This window comes from Flavobacterium sp. YO12 (assembly GCF_004119495.1).
Classification (GTDB): Bacteria; Bacteroidota; Bacteroidia; order Flavobacteriales; family Flavobacteriaceae; genus Flavobacterium.
The window spans coordinates 24,356-48,272 of the sequence record NZ_NRQU01000035.1 but is presented as its reverse complement, the minus strand read 5'-3'; the positions used below and the strand labels follow the sequence as shown (position 1 = coordinate 48,272).

The 23,917-nt window shown below is 34.4% G+C and carries 28 protein-coding genes and 1 tRNA gene; 12 read left to right on the top strand and 17 right to left on the bottom strand.

All coding sequences use genetic code 11. The annotated features are described in order from the left end of the window. Position 1: 1 nt before the first annotated feature. Entirely contained in the window at positions 2–424 is a 423-nt protein-coding gene (locus BOW55_RS12720) for a helix-turn-helix transcriptional regulator (protein WP_129024427.1), read from the bottom strand. Between the two features lie 173 nt (positions 425–597). On the opposite strand from BOW55_RS12720, the gene BOW55_RS12715 reads away from it, so the two are divergent. The 5 genes from BOW55_RS12715 to BOW55_RS12695 all read left to right on the top strand — a co-directional run bounded on the left by BOW55_RS12715 (position 598) and on the right by BOW55_RS12695 (position 3,333). Further along, the gene (locus BOW55_RS12715) at positions 598–1,464 is read left to right on the top strand and encodes a hypothetical protein (protein ID WP_129024426.1); all 867 of its coding nucleotides are present in this window, start codon (positions 598–600) and stop codon (positions 1,462–1,464) included. Positions 1,465–1,472: 8 nt separating this feature from the next. After that, the gene (locus tag BOW55_RS12710) at positions 1,473–1,823 is read left to right on the top strand and encodes a hypothetical protein (protein ID WP_129024425.1); all 351 of its coding nucleotides are present in this window, start codon (positions 1,473–1,475) and stop codon (positions 1,821–1,823) included. 12 nt (positions 1,824–1,835) lie between these two features. After that, on the top strand, positions 1,836–2,375 hold the full coding sequence (locus tag BOW55_RS12705) for a hypothetical protein (protein ID WP_129024424.1): 540 nt from the start codon (positions 1,836–1,838) through the stop codon (positions 2,373–2,375). Between the two features lies 1 nt (position 2,376). After that, entirely contained in the window at positions 2,377–2,901 is a 525-nt protein-coding gene (locus BOW55_RS12700; RefSeq protein WP_129024423.1) for a hypothetical protein, read from the top strand. Between the two features lie 90 nt (positions 2,902–2,991). Further along, the gene (locus tag BOW55_RS12695) at positions 2,992–3,333 is read left to right on the top strand and encodes a hypothetical protein (protein WP_129024422.1); all 342 of its coding nucleotides are present in this window, start codon (positions 2,992–2,994) and stop codon (positions 3,331–3,333) included. Positions 3,334–4,175: 842 nt separating this feature from the next. On the opposite strand, the gene BOW55_RS12690 is transcribed toward BOW55_RS12695, so the two are convergent. Both BOW55_RS12690 and BOW55_RS12685 read right to left on the bottom strand, forming a co-directional pair. Next, positions 4,176–4,430 carry a hypothetical protein gene (locus tag BOW55_RS12690; RefSeq protein WP_241686554.1) on the bottom strand — a complete coding sequence of 85 codons (255 nt, stop codon included), beginning with the start codon at positions 4,428–4,430 and terminating at the stop codon, positions 4,176–4,178. Between the two features lie 33 nt (positions 4,431–4,463). Continuing rightward, positions 4,464–4,724 (bottom strand): PH domain-containing protein, encoded by a 261-nt coding sequence (locus BOW55_RS12685; protein WP_129024421.1) that lies wholly within the window; start codon positions 4,722–4,724, stop codon positions 4,464–4,466. 34 nt (positions 4,725–4,758) lie between these two features. Between BOW55_RS12685 and BOW55_RS21550 the strand changes: the two genes are divergently transcribed. After that, the gene (locus BOW55_RS21550) at positions 4,759–4,884 is read left to right on the top strand and encodes a hypothetical protein (protein WP_256371697.1); all 126 of its coding nucleotides are present in this window, start codon (positions 4,759–4,761) and stop codon (positions 4,882–4,884) included. 103 nt (positions 4,885–4,987) lie between these two features. Here BOW55_RS21550 and BOW55_RS12680 read toward each other — a convergent pair whose 3' ends face one another. Together BOW55_RS12680 and BOW55_RS12675 are read right to left on the bottom strand one after the other, a co-directional pair. Beyond that, positions 4,988–5,299, bottom strand: a complete 312-nt coding sequence (locus BOW55_RS12680) for a hypothetical protein (protein WP_129024420.1) — start codon at positions 5,297–5,299, stop codon at positions 4,988–4,990. Positions 5,300–5,347: 48 nt separating this feature from the next. Further along, entirely contained in the window at positions 5,348–6,007 is a 660-nt protein-coding gene (locus BOW55_RS12675; protein ID WP_256371698.1) for a nucleotidyl transferase AbiEii/AbiGii toxin family protein, read from the bottom strand. Positions 6,008–6,258: 251 nt separating this feature from the next. Between BOW55_RS12675 and mobA the strand changes: the two genes are divergently transcribed. Next, the gene (gene mobA / locus BOW55_RS12670; protein WP_129024418.1) at positions 6,259–6,696 is read left to right on the top strand and encodes a conjugal transfer protein MobA; all 438 of its coding nucleotides are present in this window, start codon (positions 6,259–6,261) and stop codon (positions 6,694–6,696) included. A gap of 397 nt (positions 6,697–7,093) precedes the next feature. Then, a complete protein-coding gene (locus BOW55_RS12665) occupies positions 7,094–7,309 on the top strand; it encodes a hypothetical protein (protein WP_129024417.1) in 216 nt (71 codons plus the stop codon). A 100-nt stretch (positions 7,310–7,409) separates the two neighbouring features. On the opposite strand, the gene BOW55_RS12660 is transcribed toward BOW55_RS12665, so the two are convergent. From BOW55_RS12660 to BOW55_RS12650, 3 genes are all read right to left on the bottom strand, one after another. Continuing rightward, complete coding sequence (locus tag BOW55_RS12660) at positions 7,410–7,688, bottom strand: helix-turn-helix domain-containing protein (RefSeq protein ID WP_129024416.1); 279 nt, start codon at positions 7,686–7,688, stop codon at positions 7,410–7,412. Positions 7,689–7,908: 220 nt separating this feature from the next. After that, positions 7,909–9,153 (bottom strand): site-specific integrase, encoded by a 1,245-nt coding sequence (locus tag BOW55_RS12655; protein WP_129024415.1) that lies wholly within the window; start codon positions 9,151–9,153, stop codon positions 7,909–7,911. 299 nt (positions 9,154–9,452) lie between these two features. Then, positions 9,453–9,527: transfer RNA gene (locus BOW55_RS12650), tRNA-Pro, on the bottom strand. 176 nt (positions 9,528–9,703) lie between these two features. Between BOW55_RS12650 and trxB the strand changes: the two genes are divergently transcribed. After that, positions 9,704–10,651, top strand: a complete 948-nt coding sequence (gene trxB, locus BOW55_RS12645; RefSeq protein ID WP_089054099.1) for a thioredoxin-disulfide reductase — start codon at positions 9,704–9,706, stop codon at positions 10,649–10,651. Between the two features lie 128 nt (positions 10,652–10,779). Here trxB and BOW55_RS12640 read toward each other — a convergent pair whose 3' ends face one another. The 5 genes from BOW55_RS12640 to BOW55_RS12620 form a co-directional block, all read right to left on the bottom strand. After that, positions 10,780–11,682 carry a GIN domain-containing protein gene (locus BOW55_RS12640; RefSeq protein WP_241686552.1) on the bottom strand — a complete coding sequence of 301 codons (903 nt, stop codon included), beginning with the start codon at positions 11,680–11,682 and terminating at the stop codon, positions 10,780–10,782. A gap of 43 nt (positions 11,683–11,725) precedes the next feature. Further along, on the bottom strand, positions 11,726–12,460 hold the full coding sequence (locus tag BOW55_RS12635; RefSeq protein ID WP_129024414.1) for a head GIN domain-containing protein: 735 nt from the start codon (positions 12,458–12,460) through the stop codon (positions 11,726–11,728). A 3-nt stretch (positions 12,461–12,463) separates the two neighbouring features. Next, positions 12,464–14,185, bottom strand: coding sequence for a PspC domain-containing protein (locus BOW55_RS12630; RefSeq protein ID WP_129024413.1), 1,722 nt, complete (start codon positions 14,183–14,185; stop codon positions 12,464–12,466). Positions 14,186–14,188: 3 nt separating this feature from the next. Beyond that, a complete protein-coding gene (locus BOW55_RS12625; protein ID WP_008464689.1) occupies positions 14,189–14,521 on the bottom strand; it encodes a PadR family transcriptional regulator in 333 nt (110 codons plus the stop codon). Between the two features lie 134 nt (positions 14,522–14,655). Then, positions 14,656–15,111, bottom strand: a complete 456-nt coding sequence (locus BOW55_RS12620; protein WP_164975032.1) for a DUF4870 domain-containing protein — start codon at positions 15,109–15,111, stop codon at positions 14,656–14,658. A gap of 255 nt (positions 15,112–15,366) precedes the next feature. Between BOW55_RS12620 and BOW55_RS12615 the strand changes: the two genes are divergently transcribed. From BOW55_RS12615 to BOW55_RS12610, 3 genes are all read left to right on the top strand, one after another. Continuing rightward, positions 15,367–15,819: a DUF4442 domain-containing protein gene (locus BOW55_RS12615; protein ID WP_129024411.1), complete on the top strand. Its 453-nt coding sequence runs from the start codon at positions 15,367–15,369 to the stop codon at positions 15,817–15,819. A 316-nt stretch (positions 15,820–16,135) separates the two neighbouring features. After that, positions 16,136–16,420, top strand: a complete 285-nt coding sequence (locus BOW55_RS21355) for a hypothetical protein (RefSeq protein WP_241686551.1) — start codon at positions 16,136–16,138, stop codon at positions 16,418–16,420. 110 nt (positions 16,421–16,530) lie between these two features. Then, positions 16,531–19,530 carry a polysaccharide deacetylase family protein gene (locus tag BOW55_RS12610; protein WP_241686550.1) on the top strand — a complete coding sequence of 1,000 codons (3,000 nt, stop codon included), beginning with the start codon at positions 16,531–16,533 and terminating at the stop codon, positions 19,528–19,530. A 254-nt stretch (positions 19,531–19,784) separates the two neighbouring features. Here the strand turns inward: BOW55_RS12610 and BOW55_RS20825 are convergent, their stop codons facing one another. The 4 genes from BOW55_RS20825 to BOW55_RS12595 form a co-directional block, all read right to left on the bottom strand. Continuing rightward, a complete protein-coding gene (locus BOW55_RS20825; protein WP_164975031.1) occupies positions 19,785–19,943 on the bottom strand; it encodes a hypothetical protein in 159 nt (52 codons plus the stop codon). 131 nt (positions 19,944–20,074) lie between these two features. Next, on the bottom strand, positions 20,075–22,312 hold the full coding sequence (locus BOW55_RS12605; protein WP_129024410.1) for a multicopper oxidase family protein: 2,238 nt from the start codon (positions 22,310–22,312) through the stop codon (positions 20,075–20,077). A gap of 432 nt (positions 22,313–22,744) precedes the next feature. Beyond that, entirely contained in the window at positions 22,745–23,305 is a 561-nt protein-coding gene (locus BOW55_RS12600) for an AraC family transcriptional regulator (protein WP_129024409.1), read from the bottom strand. A 2-nt stretch (positions 23,306–23,307) separates the two neighbouring features. Beyond that, positions 23,308–23,838 carry a DUF3347 domain-containing protein gene (locus BOW55_RS12595; protein WP_129024408.1) on the bottom strand — a complete coding sequence of 177 codons (531 nt, stop codon included), beginning with the start codon at positions 23,836–23,838 and terminating at the stop codon, positions 23,308–23,310. Positions 23,839–23,917: the final 79 nt, after the last annotated feature.

Genomic DNA, 23,917 nt, shown 5'->3' with positions numbered 1-23,917 from the left:
ATCATTTAGCTTTTAGTAATTTTTCTAAATATTCGATTTTATCTTGCTCAGATTTTAATAACCTTTCATAAAGCTTTCTATTCTCTTCTACGGATTCCATTAGTTTGTCTAATGGATGAAAAGTACAATAATTGCCTGAGTGACTTCCTGAATTAAATGTACTATCTTTTGTGTCATAATAGGTGTTAAAATAATTAAATACGCCTTCTTCTGAAAAGTTTTTAATTGCTTCCACACTTACACCTAAAGCTTTTGCTACTTCTTTTAATTTATCTTCCTCGATTGTTTCGCTGTTTTCCATAATAGAAATCGCCTGCTGGTTAGTTCCCATAGCCTGTGCCAGTGCTTCCTGTTTCATGTCTTTCAGTTCACGGATACGGCTGATTTTACGCCCCATGTGACTTGGTTTTGTTGATGTACTCATAGCTCAAAGATAATAATTAAGAATAAAAAAGTAAGTCTGCTGTATGATATAGAAAATTTACTGTACGGTATGATACAAATTGATACGGTACAGTACGACTAATCACTTACTTGCCTGTGTGTTAAACAAAAATACAATTTTTCACACAAGTATTAATTAAAAAAAGTAAAATTATGAAAGCAGTTGAAATTTCACGGCAGAAAGAAGTAATTGAAGCAATTACAGAGCACATCAAGACATCGGCAATATATTGTTTCGGCAGTAACGATACAGTATGCAGCTCAAGCAGAAAGGTTTATCCTGACCATGGGATGCAGAAAGAACATGTCCATTTATACCTTCTCGTTTTTGTATCGGAAACTGTAGAGAATGCAAGCAATGATATAAGCGATAAGATTAAAACAAAGACGAAAGGGACCTTAACTACAACTATTCTTTTGCACCATGTACAGAGCCTGAAAAGTGTAGGGCAAGACCAGCAGTTTTTCTTCTGGCAAATAATGAAGAATGCTGAGCTTTTATTTCAAGACATTGACAATCCTCCCTATTTAAACATTAGCGAAACCCCAAAACGAAACTTAAAACTTGCATCAAACTATATTGCAAGCAGGAGAAATATTACTGCTACAATCTGGGACTGGGTTTACAATGATGATGATGCTTCAAGTTCGGATGAGGTGAAAATGTTTTCCCTTCATCAGATAGTGGAACAGACCTGCCTTTCCCTGATCCGTGTTTTTACAGGCTATACCCCAAGCCATTTTGCAATGGAGCATCTGTTCAGCCTCTGCGAATACTTTTCCAGTATTACTGCAGATTTCTTTCCACGCCATACCAAGGAAGATAGGGCTATGTTCAGCCTGCTTAAACAGCAGTCCCACGTACTGCGTTTCGCCAAGGCTAACGACGTTGATTATCTCTATTACCAGCTCATGGAAGAAAGATGCGGGAAATTTAGAATGCAGGCTGATATTCTGATACAAGATGAACTTGACAGGCTGGAGAAAGCTGAAAAGGAAGAACCTGAGAAAATAAAATAGAAGAAATTATGGAAACAAATGTAACCAGAACTGCGGATGAATTTATCAGACAGTTGAAAGAAAGCTTCTTTTTCAGAACCCTGACTCCGCAGAAAGACAAAAATGACTCTTATTATGCAAGCCTAAAATTTACAAGCTACATCAATCTGATGTTTACTGTACAGGATCTTCTGAAAATAGCTCTCCACACGCTTGAGAATTCCGATCTGGAAAACTCCAGCCAGATCGAGGATCCCGCTTTCCATCTTACAAGCATTCTGGAAATTGCAGTACAGCTCCTTCCATGCTGTGAAGCCGAAGGACTTGATAAACTGCATAAGCTTTATTTAGAGATCAATGAGGAAAATGATAACGGATAATCTTTGGAAATTATGAAAAAGAATAAAATATCTTTCGAAACAAGATTCTGGGCAGGCTTCAGAACGGGAAACCCATTCAATGCATTAGAAGAGGTTCTTGATTTTGCCCATCTTGATTACTACAAACAGAACCTAACCCAAGCGGTTCTCCACTCTTATAAGGGTAAAGTATATAAACAGGAAACTCCCTGCAATGTTTTTGTTTTTTACATAGCTGTATGTTCGTTTGTCAGAGTCTGCTACTGGATGCTGTCTAAAAGTAAAAAGTGGAAAGTGAAAGAATCAACCCGCTCTGAAACGGTATTTCATCTCTCGTCCCTTACCAAAGAAGAATATGACAATCCTTATCTGGCGATTCAAAATGCATTTGAAGAAAAAACACTTCAGGAGTTTGAATTTTTCTTAAGCGAAATCACGGAACTGTCATTATCTCCTTTCGGTTCAGATCCCGACTCTGATATAACCACTCCCTATATCCACTTGATAAAACTGCTGGATGCAGGAGAGCTTATCAATGAAAGAGGCATTGAAAAAAATAAAAAAGTAACATGATATGAAAAAGAATATAAAATCCTTTGAAACCAAGTTTTGGGCTGGCTATGAGATTAAAAAGCCTTTTGAGGTTATGGATGCTTTTTTTGACTTTGCCCATCTTGATTCATATAAGGAAGTGCTCAGCGAGATATTTCTTTATATCCATAAAACAGAAGTATGCAGGATAAGATATCCCGGACAGGTGTTTGTTTTTCACAGCGCTTTCCGATCTTTTGTTAAAGCTTGCTTTCTTCTGCAGTACAGAAGCAGAAAATGGAAAGTAAAGGAATCAGACGTCTGTAAATCAAAACTTGATATGGCTTCACTTACAGAGCGGGAATATGAGAATCCTTTCACAGTATTTCAAAAAGCTTTTGAGGAGAATACCATTGATAAATTTGATTTTTTTCTTTTTGAAATCTCTCATCTGTCATTGTCATCATGCACTGAAGAATTTGATTATGACCTGATCACGCCTATGTCTATCTTGTCAAGATGCTTGATGCGAGCCAGCTTATGCGCGATAGAGGGATTGAAAAAATAAAAAAGCGAGCCTGAGTACAGATCATGAAGGATAATGACATTATTGTATCATTTCGGAAATGATCGATGTTAACTGATAAAATATATTGATATGAAAAAAAATAAAATCAAATTAAGGGATATTGTTGAGAATCCAGAGCATTATTTTGTAATGCTCAAGCCAGCGTCAAGAACAAGAAAAGATATTTACAATCTCAACATAAATGTTAGTGGGTATTCTGATCTTTTTACCATGGTCATGGATTTGCTGAAAGCAGGAATGCTGGCTTTGGAAGGAATTGAAATAAGTGAGAACAATCACAAGCAGACTGAACGATATGTTTACAGCCTTCTCAAAGTGATTGAAATGCTGATTCCATTGGAGGAAGGTGATCTGCTGGATATCCTCCACAGGAAATATTTAAAGCAGAATAAAAAAAGCAGTGCGGACTGATTTTTCGGTGTTAGCAATTTTAAAAAACGCCGACTTCGGAGGCGTTTCCCAGCCCCGCAGGGCAAGTTGTTTTGAGATGCTGAATTCATTTCAAGCATCTCAAAACACAACTTGCCGTGTTCTGGTGAACACATTATTAGAATATATTTTAATTGAAAGGGCTTGATGCCCTTTTTTTTATGCTACTGGCAATAAAGTGTGTATTTAAGGATGCAGTGAATGCTGAGCTATACAGTACAGCCTGAACAACAACTAAGGTTTTAAAATAATGCTGAATATATGGCGATAATTAACTTATGTATAATTATTTATCTATGTATGCATGCAGAAAAACATGTCTTCAAGCATTCAGGCATTCCGGCATTCAAGTAGGCATGTTTTCATATAACAATGTAGGCAGGTGTGCATGTATGGAGGTTTGCATTCCTGCTTGCCTGCAAGCCAGCGGGCAGTCACGCAGTTAAGCCTGCAGGAATACGCACAGGCTAGCAGATGCTCCAGCAGTCTAGCATTACCAAGAAGAAACAAAAATATTTTTCGAAAAGAAAACAGAAAAAGGAAAAAAAGAAAAAGAAAGCAATCTAAAAGGACGGGATGCAGACAGGCCAAAAGGAATCGGAATAAGTCCCGAAGGGTGTCTTGTGAGGTACGAGCAAGGCATTATGCCGAAGTCTTTTTGCCAGACTGTTAAGCCCGTCATATCTTGGGTTTCTTTTTATTACTTCTTTGGATAAAATATAAATAAAAAGAATTTCATTTAAATAAATTCAGGAGAAAGACTATATCCAGTGATAGGGTTTGTCCTTGTGGTTGAGGTAGCAGTACATTTCTTCTTTTTGAAGTTAGGGAAAAAATCTTAATGCACGTTCAATGGCATAATTAGGAAGAAAATAAATTTCGTCACGAATAGTTTTGATAACTTTTCCATTTCCATAAAAAAGTACGATTTTATCTATTTCACCCTGCCCTCCGCGCTCTACAATACGGGCAATAATGGTTTTGTAGGCTTTTTTAAAGTCCATAGCATCTATATCGAAATCCCAAAAAAAGATGCGATCCAAACTAGGAACTCTGTTATTTTTTTTAACTACTGGCAAAATATGAAATCAATCGAAAAAAAGATATTTAACTTAAACGCCCACTTTATCATATAAAACAATGTTCTCTTTAATTAAATGTGTTTTCAATTCTTTCCATGTATTATCTCTTAAACTGCATGCTGGTATAACTTTTTTTGAATCCTGAGTTTCTATTTTTAAAGAGATAGCAGATTTAGGAGGCTGTACAATTGATATGCTGGAAATAGAGTCAAACTCTATTTCATTTGTTTTCCAAAACCAAATGGGATTTTTTGATATTAGTTTTTTATCCGTTAAGATAAAATAATTCATTGGTAATGTGAAAATTGAAAAAAAAACAAAAAAAATGGGAAAACCGACCCAGCCTGCAACGCTCCCTGATAAAACGCCTTTTATAAAATACACGCAGACAAAAACAAAGAACAAGATAAGTATTATTGCATTAAATGTTGAAATGAAATTTCCAGTATAAATTTTATATTTGTTATTGTTTTTTATAGACAATCGAATAGATTGATAAAATTATAGTTAATGGTAGGATATGACCCTTTATTTGCGATGGTTTAACACTGAAACTAAATCCAGTGGTATGGCTTGTCCTTGCGGTTGAGGTAGCAGTACATTTCTTCTTTTTTGAGTTCGGGAAAGAATTTAAGGGCATCTTCAATGGCATAGTTGGGAAGAAAGGAAATTTCTTCACGGACTGCCTTAATTACTTTTTCACGACCATAAAAACGCACGATTTCGTCAATTTGATCCTGACCTCCACGCTCCAAAATACGGGCAATAACCATTTTATATCCTCCATTCCAGTCAATGCTGTCGAATCTAAAATCCCAGAAGAATTTAGGGTGAAGATTGGGTATTTTTCTAGTTAATTTCTCCATTGTTTTTTGAATAATGGTTAGTATCAAATATAAGCATTTTTTGCTGAATTACCTGCGAAAACCTCTCTTTTTATTTGGGTTAATTGGTAAATCCTGGCTTTCTGATTTAAATTTATATAAAGGATTTTTTACTGCCAGTTCTAGACGTTTTTGGATGTTTTTCCAGTTCTGCTCTTTTTCTTTGAGCATGTCTACACCTTCAAATGTGGTAATCTTGTCATAAGTATTCAGGCCTCTGCAAGCCCAGTACGGATCTTTGTCATATTTTCTCTGATAGGCTTGCAGATAAAACTTTAGAGGTTCTTGCTCAAGCATAAAGTACATGTCGACAAAATCCTTGTATCTGGTACCGCTCTGATGGATTGCATGAAGTTTCATTGCCCCAATATCTTCATTGGAAATCATGCGGACTCCTTCCGTTGTTTCTACAGAATTCAGGAGAGGGTAATTATGTGTAACAATATCGACTTTTATATTATCGATGAAGGTAAGAACTGTGTTATTGTAGAGTCTGCTTATCTCTTTATTTGCGTTGTAAGTGGCATGCAAATATTTAATCATCGCCTGCGGATCAAAATCTTTTGTTGTAAAAAGATCTATGTCTACCGATAAGCGGTGTCCTAATCTTAAGGCCAGCGCCGTACCGCCAACTAATATGTGGTCTTTCAAATTTTCATCTTTCATAAGCCTTTGGAGAAGTTCCCACATCTCCGAAGTAACAGTTTCTTTGCAGAGCATAATTTTATATTTTCAGAAAATTAATTCTGAAAAAGCCCTGCTCTTTTGAAGTGTCCTCTGATGGCTTTATTTGGCAGAGGATGTCCAATCCTAAAGATATAAGAGTGTATTTGCAACAGGTAAGCCAAATACTTCCAAATACTCCCAAGTACTTCCATAGTAGGTTACCAATACTGATTATAAAATATATTGGTTTTTAAGTAACACTATTAATTAAAGTCATGAAAAATGAAGAAAAAGAGAACCCGCATAAAGGAGGCAGACCTTCCAAAATAGATCCCGCAGTCCACCGCTATTCCATCAGTCTTACTGCAGAAGAAAATGCCCGTTTCCTGACTCTTTTTGAAATATCAGGAATGCATGTAATGGCGCACTTTATTACAGCGTGTGTTTTTCAAAAAGGAATAAAAACCGTTAAAATCGATAAAGCGGCAATGGATTATTATATGCGCCTAACCTCCTTTTACAGCCAGTTTAGGGCTGTTGGAGTAAATTATAATCAGGTTGTCAAGATTTTATATCAAAAATTTTCTGAAAAGAAAGCTTCGGCATATCTGTACAAACTCGAAAAGCAGACAATTGAATTAGCTGTTTTATCTAAAAAGATAATACAGCTCACAGAGGAATTTGAAGAAAAGCATATGAAAAAAGAGTCTTGATATGACAGCGAAATTCTAAGAATAGTAAATTTATACTAGTGTCGATTCATATACAATGTATGAAACATGATTTTTTAGTGTACCCTATATAAAGAATTGATAAGATACATTCGTAATATTTTATTAATTGCTGTTTATCAAACGAATAGCTATATACTGCCACAGCTTTAATTTATACCATCATAAAGTGTCAGTCTGTATTTTTTGTTTTGAAGATTACGATCTTAAAAGATAAAGAGTACAAGCGAAACTATTATTGAAATGAATTTAAGCATGCATCTTTATATTCATTAAAATAGTAATGATGTGTAAGTAGTAAAGATCGTTAAAATGGTCTTTTGCCTTTTATGGTAGGAGGTGAAAGATAACAAATAAATAAATTATTAAAAGAAGAATCATGGCAGGTAGAAATTTTGTAAAGCCACAGGCTGAAAGTCGGGATATAAGACTCGAACAAAAAGAAAGCAATTTTTGCGATCAGAAACAAAAAGCTGAAAAATTAACTATTGAAGAATTAAGAAGCTGTAAAGGTTTTGAGACACTGTCAGAATTGGAGGGACAAGATATAATTGAAAGCCTGTTTCGGTTAGCAGTAATAGTTTATAATTTTTAACTAAAATTATAAGTATTGAATGCAGTTATTAAGTAGCTCGAAAGATTTACAAGAAAAGATTTTGTAAAATTATTGGAAGAATGTAAATCAGAATTTCAATTTACTTAGTATTGCTTAAGCCGTCCATCAGTTTTTGGATATCGTCATAGCGGTAATACATAAGCCCGCCAATTTTATTGTAGGGAAGAGTGCCGTTTACTCTAAGATTTTGAAGCGTTCCAGCCGAAATATTTAGAAGTTTACGCACCTCATAACTTTTAAGCCATACGCGGGTTTCCTCGCCTTTCTTGCGAGGGTATTGTTGATATCGCTTGATTTCTTCCAGTAATTCTTTTTTAAAATTTTCAAGGTCATCTCTTGTAATAAGATCTACATTCATAAGACTCAGTTTTACATTACTATTTCATCACCATAATAGTATTGGCTTCAGATCGAAACAAAATAAAAGTATAGTAGAATTAGAAAGCACAAATGTGTTCTGTTTGGCAGGCATTTGCTCTTTTTTTCTGCTAAAAAAAGTCATGACCAAATCAAATTAGATTAAACCAATAGAAAGGCAGTCGTTAATTTAGACTGCCTTTGTCAAAATTCCCAAGCTTTCAATCGTCTAATAAATGAGTAGACATCCGCTGTTTAAGTTTGTGCATATCCTCGCTGAGTTTTTGTTCAACCACCTTAGAATAGATTTGAGTGGTACGGATGCTTGTATGCCCGAGCATTTTTGATACGCTTTCAATAGGTACTCCATTGCTAAGGGTAACAGTAGTTGCAAAAGTATGCCGTGCGATATGAAAGGTTAGCGTTTTTGATATTCCGCAGAGGTCAGCTATCTCTTTCAGATAGCCGTTCATACGTTGATTTGAAATTACTGGAAATACCGTGCCGTTGTTCAGTGCCCGTGGATCATCACGGTATTTTTCCATTAAATCCGTCGCCTGAGGAAGTAAAGGCACATGTACTCCTGTGTCTGTTTTTGCCCTGCTTGTAGATATCCATAGACCACCGTCTATACCTGTAACAATCTTGTTTGGAGTTAATTCAGCGAGTTCAATATACGAAAGACCCGTATAACAGCTGAACAGAAACATATCCCGAACATTTCTCAGCCTTTCGATAGTAAATCTTTTATCTGCCAGAGATGCAAGTTCTTTACCGTTCAATGAATGCCGTTCTACTTTGTCAAAATGTTTTTTGAAGCTGGCAAAAGGATCTTTAGCAAGCCAATCCAGCTTGACAGCCATATTTATCATTTTTCGCAGCCTTTCGATATGCTTCATGATGCCGTTGTTATTAAGTGGCTTCTGGTGATCCTTGGGAACATAATTAAATAGATAGCGTTCAAAATCCAGAACAAATTTGTACTTAAGCTGCGAAAGGGCAATATCATTTCTGTAGAGTTTCTCCCTCAGGAATGTTTTTATATACCGTTGCGTGGTATGGTAATTCTTCATGGTTCCCGGAGCAAGTTTATGCATCTGCTGTTCATTATGATATTCCATCAGTGCCATTAGAGTTGGAGCTGTGCTATCTGTGCCCATTACCCGCTCGCGTATCGCAGTGCCGTCTATAGCATCATCATTCAGCAGCATCTGCTGATAGGTATTTATGATTTTTGCCTTGAACTGGCTGAGAAAAATGTTGAGTTCAGTAATTTCTTTGCGGCTTCCCTTAGCCATGCCTTTTCTTTCATCCCATTCGGCTGCCTTAACGGAGCGCTTGACTGAAATCTCAGTTCGTCTTCCATTTACCGTTACTCGGGCACAGATAGGAGCCGAACCTTGGATCGTGGTTTTTTGGGTCTTTAGGTAAAAGAGTACCCCGAATGTAATTCCTGCTGTTTTCATATCTCAAAAATTTAATGTTTCAGATCAATTGCACATTAAATGGGTCTCAAGAAAGCTCGATTTTCTTTTGAAAAACTGCATGATTTGAGTAGCATAAAATGTTAAAATTTTAGTGCAACTGACTGATTTTTAAAATATTAAAATGAATTTTGGGACCTAAAGATAAAAAAAGAAAAGGGGTAGCCGAATAGGTCCCATTTTCTTTGATATAACTTGAATATTTTGGAGTTGAATAAAAAGAAAAACCCCTCAAATCCAATGATTTAAGGGGTTTTGACTGACTTTGAAAGTCTAAAAAGTCGGGGTGGCAGGATTCGAACCTGCGGCCTCCTGCTCCCAAAGCAGGCGCGATAACCGGGCTACGCTACACCCCGAAGATGTATTTGTTGTACTGCCCGTAAGCGGATGCAAATATAGTAATAAATTTTGTTTACAAAAGGAAAAATGAAAAATAAATAAAACTTATTTTGGGATAGTTATTTCGGATTTATTTTGGGTGTTATTTTTTATAATAAAGTTTACATTTGCATCACAAAAAATACTATACGTTATGTCAGATACAATAGAAAAAATTAAATGCCTTATTATAGGTTCTGGTCCTGCAGGTTATACTGCAGCAATTTATGCAGCCAGAGCAAACATGAATCCAGTATTATATCAAGGAATGCAGCCTGGAGGTCAGTTGACTACGACTAATGAAGTTGAAAATTTCCCAGGTTATGTTGATGGTGTTACGGGACCGGAAATGATGATTCAATTACAAGAACAATCAAAACGTTTTGGTGCTGATATCCGTGATGGATGGGCTACAAAAGTTGATTTTTCAGGCGATATTCATAAAGTTTGGATTAATGATACAATCGAGTTGCACTGTGAAACGGTTATTATTTCTACAGGAGCATCTGCTAAATATTTAGGATTGCCTTCAGAACAGCATTATTTACAAATGGGCGGCGGAGTTTCTGCTTGTGCTGTCTGCGACGGATTTTTCTACCGTAATCAAGAAGTTGTGATTGTTGGAGCAGGAGATTCTGCTTGCGAAGAAGCACATTATTTATCTAAGCTTTGTAAAAAAGTTACCATGTTAGTAAGAAGCGAAAAATTTAGAGCTTCAAAAATTATGGAAGAACGTGTTCGTAAAACTGAAAATATCGAGATTTTAATGAACCACGATACGGTTGAAGTTTTAGGAGATGAAAATGTTGTTCATGCTATAAAAGCTAAAAATAAAACAACTGGTGAAGTTTTTGATATTCCTGCAACTGGATTTTTCGTAGCAATTGGTCATAAACCAAACACAGATATTTTTGCAGATTATATTACTCTTGACGAAACAGGTTATATTGTAAATACTCCGGGAACATCTAAAACAAATGTTGAAGGTGTTTTTGTTGCTGGAGATGCTGCAGACCATGTGTATCGTCAAGCAATTACTGCTGCTGGTACGGGTTGTATGGCTGCACTTGACGCTGAAAGATATTTGGCTTCAAAAGAATAAACTAAAAGGATTACCTTTCATGTTCTTTGAATGTGAAAAATGCAAATATGAAAAAGTCCCATTCTTGATTGAATGGGACTTTTTTGCTTTATTGGTTTCTTCTAAATTTTAGTGGTTTAGAAAGCTATTTACAATGTTGTTGCTTTTGGTTTTGGCGCTCCTGGTTTTTTAATCAGTTTTGCTTCTTCACTAAAGCGTGTAAGTTCTATTTTTGGATCACCCAACAATGAAATTTCAGATTTGTCTCCAGCTGCTATTGCGATAGCCGTTTCTGCTAAAATAGAAGCAATGGCAGAGCCTTCAGTTGTAACATTTGCTTCTTTCAAGGTAAATTTTGTTCCTGTAAATACAGAATTGTTGTCTAAACGAATCGTTGCTTTTTCGGCAATTCCTTCAATTGCAGCATTTGCTTTTTGATACAAATCGCATTTAAATTTCATAGCAGAAACTAAAGTTTTTATTGAGGCATATTTGCTCAATTGTAAACTAGCTTCATCTGACTTTAAGTTTAGTTCTGTTTTTGATCTGTCATCCGCAATTAAATTGAATTTTTTTGAGTTTACATTCAGGAATAATTTTGAAAAATCTATGCTCTTAAAAGTAATATCATCTAATTGAACTTCTTGAATTGCATATACAATTGCGTCATTTTTAACGCTGACTTTTGTCAGGGAGTTTGTGTATATAACATGTACAGCAAGTTTTTTAAAAATAGTACTTTCTTTTGTAGTGAATAAACGCAGTGTTTTTTCCTTTAAATCTGTTCCAATGATATCATGAATATTATCATCAGCTTCAATTTTAATTTCGTTTTTTTCTCCTTTTTCAAGGTAAACTTCGATATTGTCCTCTACTTCGATGGCATCAAAACTTCCTACTTCTTTAATTGATGTAGTAACAATTTTAGAACCTTTTATTTTTCTTTTTTTTGAGCAAAAGTTAATGTTGTAACTAAAAGCAATAGCAGCAGTGCAGTATTTTTTTTCATTAATTCTAGATTTGATTTTAGCAAATATAAAAAAATCATCCACTTTTGATGAATGATTTCTTTTATATTTAACAGTTAAGGGCAGCTTAGCGCTGGCTTACACTTCCGCCTGAGCTTACATTTTTTTCAATTGTTTTAGGAGCAATGTCATAATCAATATCACCTCCGCTCGATGCGTCTGCTTTTAAACTCACGATTGGGTGTGCAGTTATGCTTCCGCCACTTGAGGCTTTTGCTTGAACCTCGTTTGCAAGTAATTTCTTTGCGTCAATGCTTGAACCGCTCGAAGCTTTTGTTTGAACTCGCAATGCTTTTCCTTCTATCTTAACATCGCTTCCGCTGCTTGCGTTTACAATGATATTGTCAGATTCAATGTTAAGATTCATATTTGCAGCGCTTGAAGTTTCAAGTTCTATGTTTTCTCCCTGAATGACGTTTTTTCCTTGTATAGATGATGCGCTTGATGCCTCTAATTTATTAATAACAGGCATTTTTACAGTCACCTTTTTCATCGTAATATTTCGGAAAGAATTGAATTTGCAGTGAATAACTAAAGTTCCGTTCTCAACCTTTGTGATGATTTCTTTCTGTAAATTATCATCGGCTTCTACTACAATTTCGGTAGCGTCAGATTGTTCGATTACTAAGTCAATAGCATTGCTGACTTTTACGTTCTGAAAATCTCCTTGAACAATTCTTTTCTCAGTGGTTACGTGTCCGCTTCCTTCAATTGTATTCATGTTAAAATTACAAGAGGCAAATAATAATGCGGTGATAGTCGCAACAATAAATTTTGTAATATGAATGATTATTTTGATCATGGCTTAGTTAATTTTAATTACAACTCCGTTTTTATCAGTGGTTAGCTTTCCGTTAGTTTTTTTTCCGTTAAGAACTTCTTTTCCATTTATTTTAATAGAAACCTCTTTTACGGTGTCATTATCAATTTCATCTATTTGCTCTACATCATCGTATTCATTTTCATCAGCTGGGCAGTTTAAACATTTAATTTTTGATCCCTCAACTTTGTAGTTATAGTTTCCGCTAAAATGCAGATTGAAAAAATCATCATCAGAATCATCGTAATCTTGTACAGATGCGTCTGGTTTAAATAACTGCCCTTCTGGTAAGTATAAGTATACGTCAACTTCTTGACCTCTAAATTTGTTCTTTACATCTGTAAGAAAATAGTTGTCCAAAATTAAAGAATTTCCTTTAACCTGAAATTTATAATCAATTTTTTCTGCTCTTTGTTTTGCTGCAATAAATGAGTTACCTCTTGCGCTTTTTTCTATTTGAATATAAGGAGCAGCTTCATCAGTGTGTAAAACATGTAAGCGAACATCATTAGAATAGATTAATTGATTGTTTGCTGAATCTTGTACAAATTCAAATTCGCTGCGGTGATTCAGATCTTTTGCATAATAATCGTTGTATCTGAATTTTACAAACAAAGTATCTTTTGTACTAATGTTAAGTGCTTTTTTCTCTACTGTTTTATTGTCGTATGAAATTTCAGTAGCTTGTTTAATTCCAATGCTGATTGCGATTGCAACAGCAATAATCCAGATTGCCAGCAAAGTGTATTTTGTGATGTTTCCGATTGATTTTAAACTTGGAGACAATAGTTTGAAACCTAATAAAGTCAAAAAGAAAAACGGAATCCCAACTGCAAAGAACATTAATAAACCAAACGACCATATAGGATAATCTGTAAAGTTTCCTGCGTCAACGAAGTTTTGCCAAGGAAAGTCAACAAAAACATTAGTTCCTAAAGTAAAAACTCCAATCAATAACATGATCAAAACACTAATTCCAGACATGATTAAAATTACGCCTAAAAATTTAGCAAAGATTTTAAAGATGGTCATGATAAAGTCTCCAAATGAACTACTTATTCTCTCAGCTCCCGACTTTACTTGGTTTCCCATTTTGTCATAATCTGCATTTTTAAATTTATCAGATAATGAATCAATTTCTTCACGTACTTTTTTTTCGATGTTTGAAATGGTTACCGGCTCACCAGTCATCTCCAGTTTTTCTGAAGTTGTTACCGCTTCAGGAGTTACAATCCAAAGTACGAAGTACGCTAGAATTCCTGTTCCAAAACCAGCAAAAACAAATACTAAGAATACGATTTTGATCCATACAGCATCAATTCCGAAATAATGTCCTAATCCAGTTGCTACACCGCCAATCATACCTTTTTCTTTATCACGGTATAATTTTTTGTGTTTTCTTGCACCGTAATTATTAAAAGATTGAGATGATTTTTCTTCGTCTTCAATGATGTAGTCCTCAGGTTGTCCCATTACCGTAATCACTTCGTCAACATCTTTTAGTCCTACAACATGTTTTTCGCTTTTTTGTTTTTCTGTTAATAATTCAGAAACGCGCATTTCGATGTCTTTGATTATTTCATCTTGACCAGACGAGTTATTAAGAGATCTTTTTATAGCGTCAAAATAGCGTGTCAATTTTAAATATGCATCTTCATCGATGTGAAAAAACATACCGCCTAAGTTAATATTTACTGTTTTGTTCATGACTTATTGATTTTGATTGGTGATTAGATTTACAGCATCAGATAATTCTGTCCAGGTGCCGCTAAGTTCGTTTAAAAATGTTTGTCCTATCTCGGTTAATCCATAATATTTTCGAGGTGGCCCTGAGGTCGATTCTTCCCAGCGATAATTTAGTAAACCGTCATTTTTCAGCCTAGTTAAAAGTGGATATACAGTTCCTTCAACAACTAGTAATTTTGCGTTTTTTAAAGTGTCTAATATTTCAGATGTATATGCGTCTTTTTCTTTTAATACTGATAAGATGCAAAACTCAAGAACACCTTTGCGCATCTGTGCTTTTGTGTTTTCAATGTTCATAATTTCATTTTGTTTTTTTTAGATTGAACAATTCGTTTTTTGATTGATGATGATTGATGATGATTGATGATTGAATTCGAAACGATTCTTGTTGATTGCTTGTAAAGTTTCGACTATAACTTTTAATTTGTTGATTACTTTATAAAAGGAATCGTTAGCGGATATTTATATAATTCTCCGTTTGAAGCTTTTATCGAAGCGTAAATCACTAAAAAGAATTCAACAAATTTTAAAACTCCAAAAAGTAAAACTGCTGTTAAACCCACACTTATTAATCCAATGTTTCCTTCAAAGTTGAAATTTCTGATGACAAAATTTTCGTCATTAAAAACTGCTTGCATCGGAATGTTCTGTAGAAAAACGGCAAAGAAAATTGGAATTGCAATTAAAGCTAAAACTAAAGTATAAAGCAATAAACTCAATTGAAAATTCAATGTCTGTTTTCCGTGGTGATTTACAAATTCTGATTTGTCTTTGTAACTCGTCCAGATTAATATTGGAAAAATGTAATTTCCAAACGGAATAATGTACTGAGTTAACGTACTTAAATGTGTGAACGTTGCAGTGTTCTTTTCTGATGTTGTTTCCATGATGAGTGGTGTTGTTGTTTCCATGATTAAAAGTATATAGTAATTTCTTATACAAATATATGGCTAAAAGACAGTATCTTGTTTTGCATAGTACCAAATATTAACAAAATCTTAACATGTTTTGAATTTTGAAATTGACTATAAAAGGCTGAAAACCATTCAGAAGTACTGATTTTACTGCTGATTTAGGAAAGTAAAAGCAATTTATTGTGCGTGCATAGTTTTTTTGTATTTTTACAAAAAAAATTAAATTCTATGGCCGTATCAGTTTCCAAACTCAACAAATTTGTATTATTCAAATTGCCATCTGCATTCATTTGCGGAGTACGTGTAAAGGCAATCGACAAGGACAGGTGTATAGTAAGTGTTAAACACCGTTGGATAAATCAGAATCCTTTCAATTCAATGTATTTTGCGGTTCAAGCAATGGCAGCCGAATTAACTACAGGAGCTTTGGTTATTTCGCAGATACAAGAAAGCGGTAAAAAAATATCAATGCTTGTTGCTAATAATAAAGGAAATTTCACCAAAAAAGCAACGGGCCGAATTACTTTTGTTTGTAATGACGGGCACTTAATTGCCGATGCAATTCAAAGAACTATTGCAACAGGCGACGGTCAAACGTTCTGGATGAAATCTATTGGAACAAACGAAGATGGAGTTCAGGTTTCGGAAATGGATTTTGAATGGAGTGTTCGACTTAAATAAAATAGCAATACAATATATTATATGACCTGTTCTAAACAGGTCTTTTTTTTGCTTTTTAGTTTGTAAATGATTGATTTTTATTTCTTTAGTGTGCTTTAGTGAGCTTTTCTTTTGTAATTTTATTCGAGATTACGGCTGTTTATAAAGTTAGATTATTAATTCGATCTTCATTTAGTAATACTAATTTTACAATTTAAAAAATTACATTTGTAGGATAAATACTTCTTTAATAAGAAGAAGTAGATTTTTATTAATGTTGTTGAAAGTTTTAAAAATTTCAGATTTTTTAATAGCATTTACTTAAAAAGAAAAGTATATGGATGGTAAAAAACAAGTATTTCAGACTGTTACTCAAAAACGCTGGAAAACTTTTCAATGGTCAAGTCGGCTTATTTTGTTTATTCTTATTTTAATGGTTCCCATCTTTTTTATCACTTTAAAAAGAGGATTAAAACCGCCATTACCACTTTTAGCCAATAGCAGCCACGCAGGTCATAGTTTGGAGAATCCTGTTACACCCAAAAGTCTAAGTGATAAAGAACTTAAAAAGTTTAAAGGTTTTGATTATTTCTTAAGAGCAAAAAGCAAAATTGATAACTAAAAAAACAGCCTGCTGTTGCAAAAACAGCTTCAGAAGTCAGGGCGGCTTTTTATGTAGACTGGGATCCGCAAAGTTTATTTTCACTCCAAAAAAATATTGACAAACTCAATATGGTAATTCCTGAATGGTTTTTTATTGATCCTAAAACAGATTTACTGCGAACAGAAATCGATACAGCAGCACTAAAAGTAATGAAAAAGGGGAAAGTTAAAATTCTTCCTATAATTAATAATATAAATGAATCTTTAGGTGAAGGCGAATTTGACGGGGATCTTATTCATCGTATTCTTCATGATAGAAACAAAAAGGAAAGACTTATTAATGACATCGTAAAGACCTTGAAAAAATATGATTTGCAAGGAATAAATATCGATTTTGAGGAGTTTAAAGAGAATAGCGACGAACCCATAATTGCTTTTCAAAAATCATTATATGAAAAATTGCATCCGTTGGGATATTTAGTTACACAGGATATTATGGCAAACGATGAGGATTTTAATATAAAAGCATTGTCAAAATACAATGATTATATGTTTCTTATGGCTTATGATGAGCATTATGCCGGCAGTATTCCTGGAGAAATAAGCAGTCAAAAATGGATAGAAAGAATAGTAGATAAGACAGCCAAAGAAATTCCGTCAGACAAAATCATTCTCTGTTTTGCTGGATATGGTTACGATTGGCAGGAAAAACAGGAAGGCGAAACCATTACCTACGATCAAGCAATTGCTGTTGCGAAACAATATAATGCGACAATAAAGTTTGATAATAACAGCTACAATAACTCTTTTAAGTATACAGACAGCAATGGGAAAATACATGAAGTAGATTTTGAAGATGCGGCAACCAATTTTAACACAGTCAGGTTTAGTGATGAATATGGCTTAGCAGGAACTGCTTTATGGCGTTTAGGAAGTGAAGATCAACGTTTGTGGACTTACTACCAGCGAAGTTTAACGAACGAAAGTCTCAAGAAAAAGCCTTTTGATTTTAAAATGATGAAACGTGTCAATACACGAATAGAAAGTCCTGCCTATATTGGAGATGGAGAAATACTAAATGTTATTGCTGATCCTGCACCTGGAAAAATTGAATTGGAAATCAATAGAGAGGAAACAATCATTACAGAACAGAGATATGTAGAATTACCAACAAAATACGTAATCAGCAAATTTGGAAATGTAAACAAACAAGTTATTTTAACTTTTGATGATGGGCCTGATCCTATTTATACGCCAGAGATTTTAGATATTTTAAAGAGAGAAAAAGTACCCGCTGTTTTTTTTGTCATTGGTATTCAAGGCGAAAACAATATTCCGTTACTGCAAAGAATTTACAAAGAGGGTCACGAGATAGGGAATCATACTTTTACTCATCCCAATATTGCTTTGGTAAGCCCGGAAAGAGCTGCTAAAGAAATGGAAACAACACGATTATTAATCGAAGCAGTTACCGGAAGAAGTACGGTTCTTTTTAGAGCGCCTTATAATGCAGATGCTGAGCCAACCACCGAAGCTGAACTCAAACCAATTGCTTTAAGTAAAGCCCAAAATTATTATACAGTTGGCGAAAGTATAGATCCTAACGATTGGGAAAAAGGCGTAAGTGCCGATTCTATTTATAAGAGAACAATATCGCAATATGAGGCAAATCCTGATAAAGGAATTATTTTGCTTCATGATGCAGGCGGAAACAGAGAAGCTACTGTTGAAGCTTTACCTCGAATCATTAAATATTTTAAAGATAGAAATATTCAGTTTACAACTGTTTCTCATTTGCTGGGTAAAACTAAAGAGGAGATTATGCCGGAAGCAAAGGGGCCGTTTATTTCATTGGATAATTTTATTTTCGATTTTGGATATTGGTTTGGACATTTTATTACGGCAACATTTTGGGTTGCCATTTTTCTTGGGTTCTTAAGAATTGCGTTAATGGCTGTAATGGCTTTTATAAAAAAATGGAAAGACCACAAATATCCGCCAGTTTATAAAGACTTCGAAGGTGAGCTTCCAACAGTAAGTATTATTGTTCCTGCCTATAATGAAGAAATAAATGCCGTAAAAACAATCGAAAATTTACTGGGTCAGGATTATCCTTTCTTTGATATTGTTTTTGTTGATGATGGTTCTAAAGACAAAACTTTTGCAATGATCAAAGAAGCTTTTGCTAATAACCCGAAAGTAAAAGTACATACGAAACCAAACGGAGGAAAAGCATCGGCATTAAATTACGGAATTGCGTTGACCCAAAATGATTATGTAATTTGTATTGATGCTGATACACAACTAAAAACGGATGCTGTTTCGCAATTAATGAAAGGATTTAGAATTCAGTTAAAAAACAATAAAGAAATTGGCGCTATTGCAGGAAATGTAAAAGTGGGAAATGAAAATACAATGCTTACGAAATGGCAGAGTATTGAATATACAACGGCGCAAAATTTTGATAGAAGGGCTTTTGATTTAATCAACGGAATTACGGTTGTTCCCGGAGCAATTGGTGCGTTTAAAAAAGAAGCTATAGAAAAAGCAGGAGGATTTACAACTGATACTCTTGCAGAAGACTGCGATTTAACGATTCGTATTTTAAGAAACGACTACCATATTATAAATTGTATTGAAGCAGTAGCGGTAACAGAAGCTCCTGAAAGTTTGAAGGAGTTTATGAAACAGCGTTTCCGCTGGAGTTATGGTATTATGCAGGCTTTTTGGAAAAATAGAGATGCGTGTTTTAATTCAAGATATAAAGGCTTAGGAATGGTTGCTTTGCCCAACATTCTGCTTTTTCAAATTGTACTGCCTATTTTTGCACCTTTGGCAGATTTAGTTCTTATTTTAAGTTTGTTTTGGAATTATAATGATCCGGACAGTCTTCATAAAATACTAATTTACTACATAGCATTTATGTTAGTTGATATGCTGGTTAGTGTAATAGCTTTTATTTTTGAGAAAGAAAAACTAACCAAATTAATATGGTTAATTCCACAGCGATTTGTGTACAGGCAATTGATGTATGTAATTTTATTTAAAGCATTACGAAGAGCGATAAAAGGCGAAAGTCAAAGTTGGGGAGTTCTCACACGAACAGGAAATGTGGCAACGGTGAAATAGTTTTTGAAGCTTTTTTGCCACAGATTAAAAGATTAAAAGGATTTCTTTGTAAATGAACTTTTGACAAGGTTTAAAACTTGGTCAAAGTTGGTTACGAGTTTCTCGCCGCGAATTTCACGAATTTGCACGAATTAATTTGTGCCAATTTAAGCGTATTTTAAATTAGTGCTAATTCGTGAAATTCGTGGCGAAAAAAAAACATAAAAAAAAAGCCTCAAATATTTGAGGCCTTTTGCTTTTAATAAATGTTGCAATTATTTTTTAGAGCAGCATTTTTTGTCTTTTTTATCATCTGTTTTTTTAGAACAAGATTCTTTTTTAGCTTTTTCTTTTTTTGGAGCTGGTTTTGTGTCTTGTGCCTGTGTACCAATTGTAAATAAGGCGATTGCTAAAACGGTAAATAATTTTTTCATTTTTTGTGTAATTTAATTGTTAGGTAATATTCTTTTTTTGATTGAAAAATGTTAAGTCAAATATAACACGATTTAGTCTTGGAAATTGTCAACAATAAGTTAATGAGAGAAAAAAAGCATTAAAATTGGTGTTAATAATTCAAACTTACTCCAAAGCCAACTCCCATATCGCTGTCATAATGCGTTGTGATTCCAAAGTTTCTGCCCGCTACATATTTTAAACCAGCCATATATTCCTTGTCTGTATTCCACATTAGATTCATTCGCAAGCGTCTTGAAAGCGGAATATCTTTTCGTTCAAATTGTATTCTCACATTACCATCAGTGTAAACCTCAACTTGTGCTTTTACCAGCATTGGTAAAGTATATTCGATACCAGCACTAAAAACCGAACGATTGTCTTTGGTATTTTTTTGACCAAACATATTTTGTTCCTGCTCATCCATTCCCATTTTTCGGTATCGCCAGTCAAAACCTATAAAAGGCATAAACCATTGCATTTTTCCAATGTATCGGCCAATGTGTGTTTCGGTTTCGTAACCATGTTTGTCATTATAACCCAATCTCCATTCCGTTCCAATACTCCAGCGAGTGTTGCCAAGCATAGCCTCTCCATCATTTCCATTCGAAGCAAAATCATTTTCGGCCATAAAATGAAACATACGATCATCCATTTTCAGCATTTTGTCTGCCATTTTAGGATCATGAATCAACGGATTTGGTGCTGAATTTTCATAAGTAAAAATACGTCCCATTCCTGCCATCATATGATATAAAATATGACAATGAAAAAACCAATCGCCATCAGCGTTTGCCTGAAATTCGATTGTGTCTGTTTCCATTGGCATAATGTCGATAACATTTTTCAGCGGAGAATAATCGCCGTGTTCATTCAAAATCCTAAAATCGTGTCCGTGCAAGTGCATTGGGTGTCGCATCATTGATCCGTTGTACAATACAATACGTACATTTTCGCCTTTTTTAATTAAGATTTTATCTGTTTCAGAGATTACCTTATTGTCTAAACTCCAAACATAGCGATTCATGTTCCCAGATAATTCAAAGCGTAATTCTTTTACAGGAGCATCTTTGGGCAGCGTTGTTATCGTTGGCGATTTTAGCATTCCATAATTTAGCGTTGTGATCTCAGTCGTTTCAGTCGTATCACTTGGCATTTTCATGTCGCCCATATTATGTTTCGAATGATCTACTTTTTTCATTGATTCCTCTTCTCCAGAAATTTCAGGATACATCACAGCATTCATGTCCATTTTGTTGAGAGACATTTTCATACCCATATCATTCATTTCGCCGTTCATTTTCATCATGTCATTCATCATTTGCATACCCTCAAAATATTTCAATTTCGGAAGATGAGAAACAGGCTGTTTAGTTCCTTCACCTAAAAATAAAGAAGCTGATCCAGTTCTGTCTTCGGCTGTAGCCAAAAAAGCAAAAGATTTGTTGTTTTCGGGAATTGTTACAACTACGTCATAAGTTTCAGAAACAGCAATAATCAATCGATCGACTTCTACAGGTTCAACATCATTACCATCGCTGGCTACAACGGTTATTTTTCCGCCGCCATATGTCAGCCAGAAATAACTTGAAGCGCCTCCGTTTGCAATTCGCAGTCTCACTTTATCGCCTGCTTTAAATTGCGAAAGCTGATCTTCGTTTTTTCCGTTAATTAAAAACTTTTCATAATAAACATCACTCACATCCATGGCATTCATGCGTTTCCATTCGTTGGTGACTTTTGTCGAAAATTTTCCTTTTTGAATCGCCTCGGCATAACTTTGTGTGGTTCCTTTTTTTATAGCAAACCAATCATTGGCATTGTGCAGCATTCGTTGCACATTCTCAGGTTTCAAATCAGTCCATTCACTTAAAATTACTGGAATAGTAGGCAAATCATCAATACCTTTTCTAAAAGTAGGATCGTCTTTCTTTTTGTTGATAATAAAAAGCCCGTATAGACCTATTTGTTCCTGTAAACCTGAATGACTGTGATACCAGTAAGTTCCGTTCTGGATTATAGGAAAAGTATATTTGTGAGTTGTTCCCGGTTTTATGGGCATTTGTGTTAAATAAGGAACACCGTCTTCTTTATTTGGCAAAAACAAACCGTGCCAGTGCATTGCTGTGTTTTCCTTTTTTAAATCGTTATGCACATAAATTTCGGGAATATCACCTTCAGTAAAAGTCAAAGTCGGCATTGGGATTTTTCCATTTACAGTAAGTGCACGTTTTTCCTTTCCCGAGAAATTTACGATCGTGTCACGAACGTGTAAATCGTATCGAACTACTTTTTGTGCTTGGGCACTAAAGGCGATCAAAAAAGTAATTATAAGAGTATATATTTTCATATTGATTTTTTAAAGATTAAGATTTTGCAATTGTAAATGTTTTACCATTGCAGAAACCGAACTTAAACTCATTGCTAAAGCAGTCTGAATTCCTTTAATAATGTTTTAGGTTTTCTGACTTTTTACGATAATCATTGCATGACATTCTTGAAGTTATATATTGATGAGTCATTGTTTTATCTTTTTTAGTTATTACAATGCAAATGTCCGAAGTAAGGTTTATTTCGGATTGTATAATTTTGAGAATGATTTGTAATATTATAGGAAAGGGTTTTTTACCGCAAGAGAACGCAAAGTTTTACGCAAAGGGCGCTAAGTATTTTTTAGTCTTTGCCTTTTCGCTATCGCTCGGGTCGTCGCTGTTTTAATTTTTACTTAATTTATTTGCGAACCTTGCGTAAAACTTTGCGTTCTCTTGCGGTTAGAAAAAAATTACAAATTCTCAATATGAATGCGTTTTTTATCTTTCAATTGTTTAAAATTGGTAGGTGTGTAGCTTGTTACTTTCTTGAACTGATTACTTAAATGCGCCACATTACTGTAGTTTAGCATGTCAGCAATTTCGCTCAGCGAAAGTTCATTGTAAATCAATAACTCCTTTACCTTTTCTATTTTTTGACAGATAAAATATTTTTCAATCGTGGTGTTTTCAATTTCTGAAAATAAATTGCTCAATGAATTATAATCCTGATTTAGATTCTCCGCTAAATAATCAGATAAATTAGTTTTGAGTTCTACATTTTTATGATGAACTAAATCAATAATAAGATTCTTAATCTTCTCTATCGTTTTACTTTTTTTATCATCGATTAAATCGAAACCTAAGGATTGAAGATTCTTAAGTAAAATTTCTTTTTGATTTTCAGTAATGACGTCTTGTAATTTGACTTCGCCTAATTCTACAGAAATAGGTTGAAGTCCAAGTTTTTCAAGCTCAGACTTCACAACCATATTACAACGAGCGCACACCATGTTTTTGATGTAGAGCGTCATATTTATTTGATAGTTTCTACTACGTTTCCGCAAGTTAGCATTGAAGAGCCATAATATGGATTTTTAACCGCTTTTTCTTTGCTTAACCAATCAGCATCAGCCATTGGGCAATGTTGTTTGTAAACAACTTCATTAGATTTTGAAACTTTGATTAAATCATAAGTGCTTTTAGTAAGCGATTTAAAAGTTTCACGTTGTTTTTTAAGATCGCTGGTTGTAGAAATGCTTTTTGCATCAGCAGTCATTTTTTTTACCGCTTTCATCCAAACATTATGTTCGTCATTTTTCAGTTTGTCCATTTTAACTTCTGTAATGGCGGCTAATAAATCTTTAGCTTTCGCCGAAGTTAATTTGGCATCACTTTTTATTAAAGCGTCTTTTACTGCAAAGTAAGCGTCATAAACAGATTGTAATTGATTTGAATCTGCAATTTCTGTTGCAGTTGGTTCTGTTGCGATTGTATTGGCTTGCGCAAAATTTACAGAAAATAATAATGCGATTGCTAGTGCTATTGTAGATGTGAAATTTTTCATTTTTTCTAAATTTGATAAAAAGGATTTTAATTTTCCTTTTCAAGTTTACTATGTTTTTTTAAGTCTCGATATTAAGTTA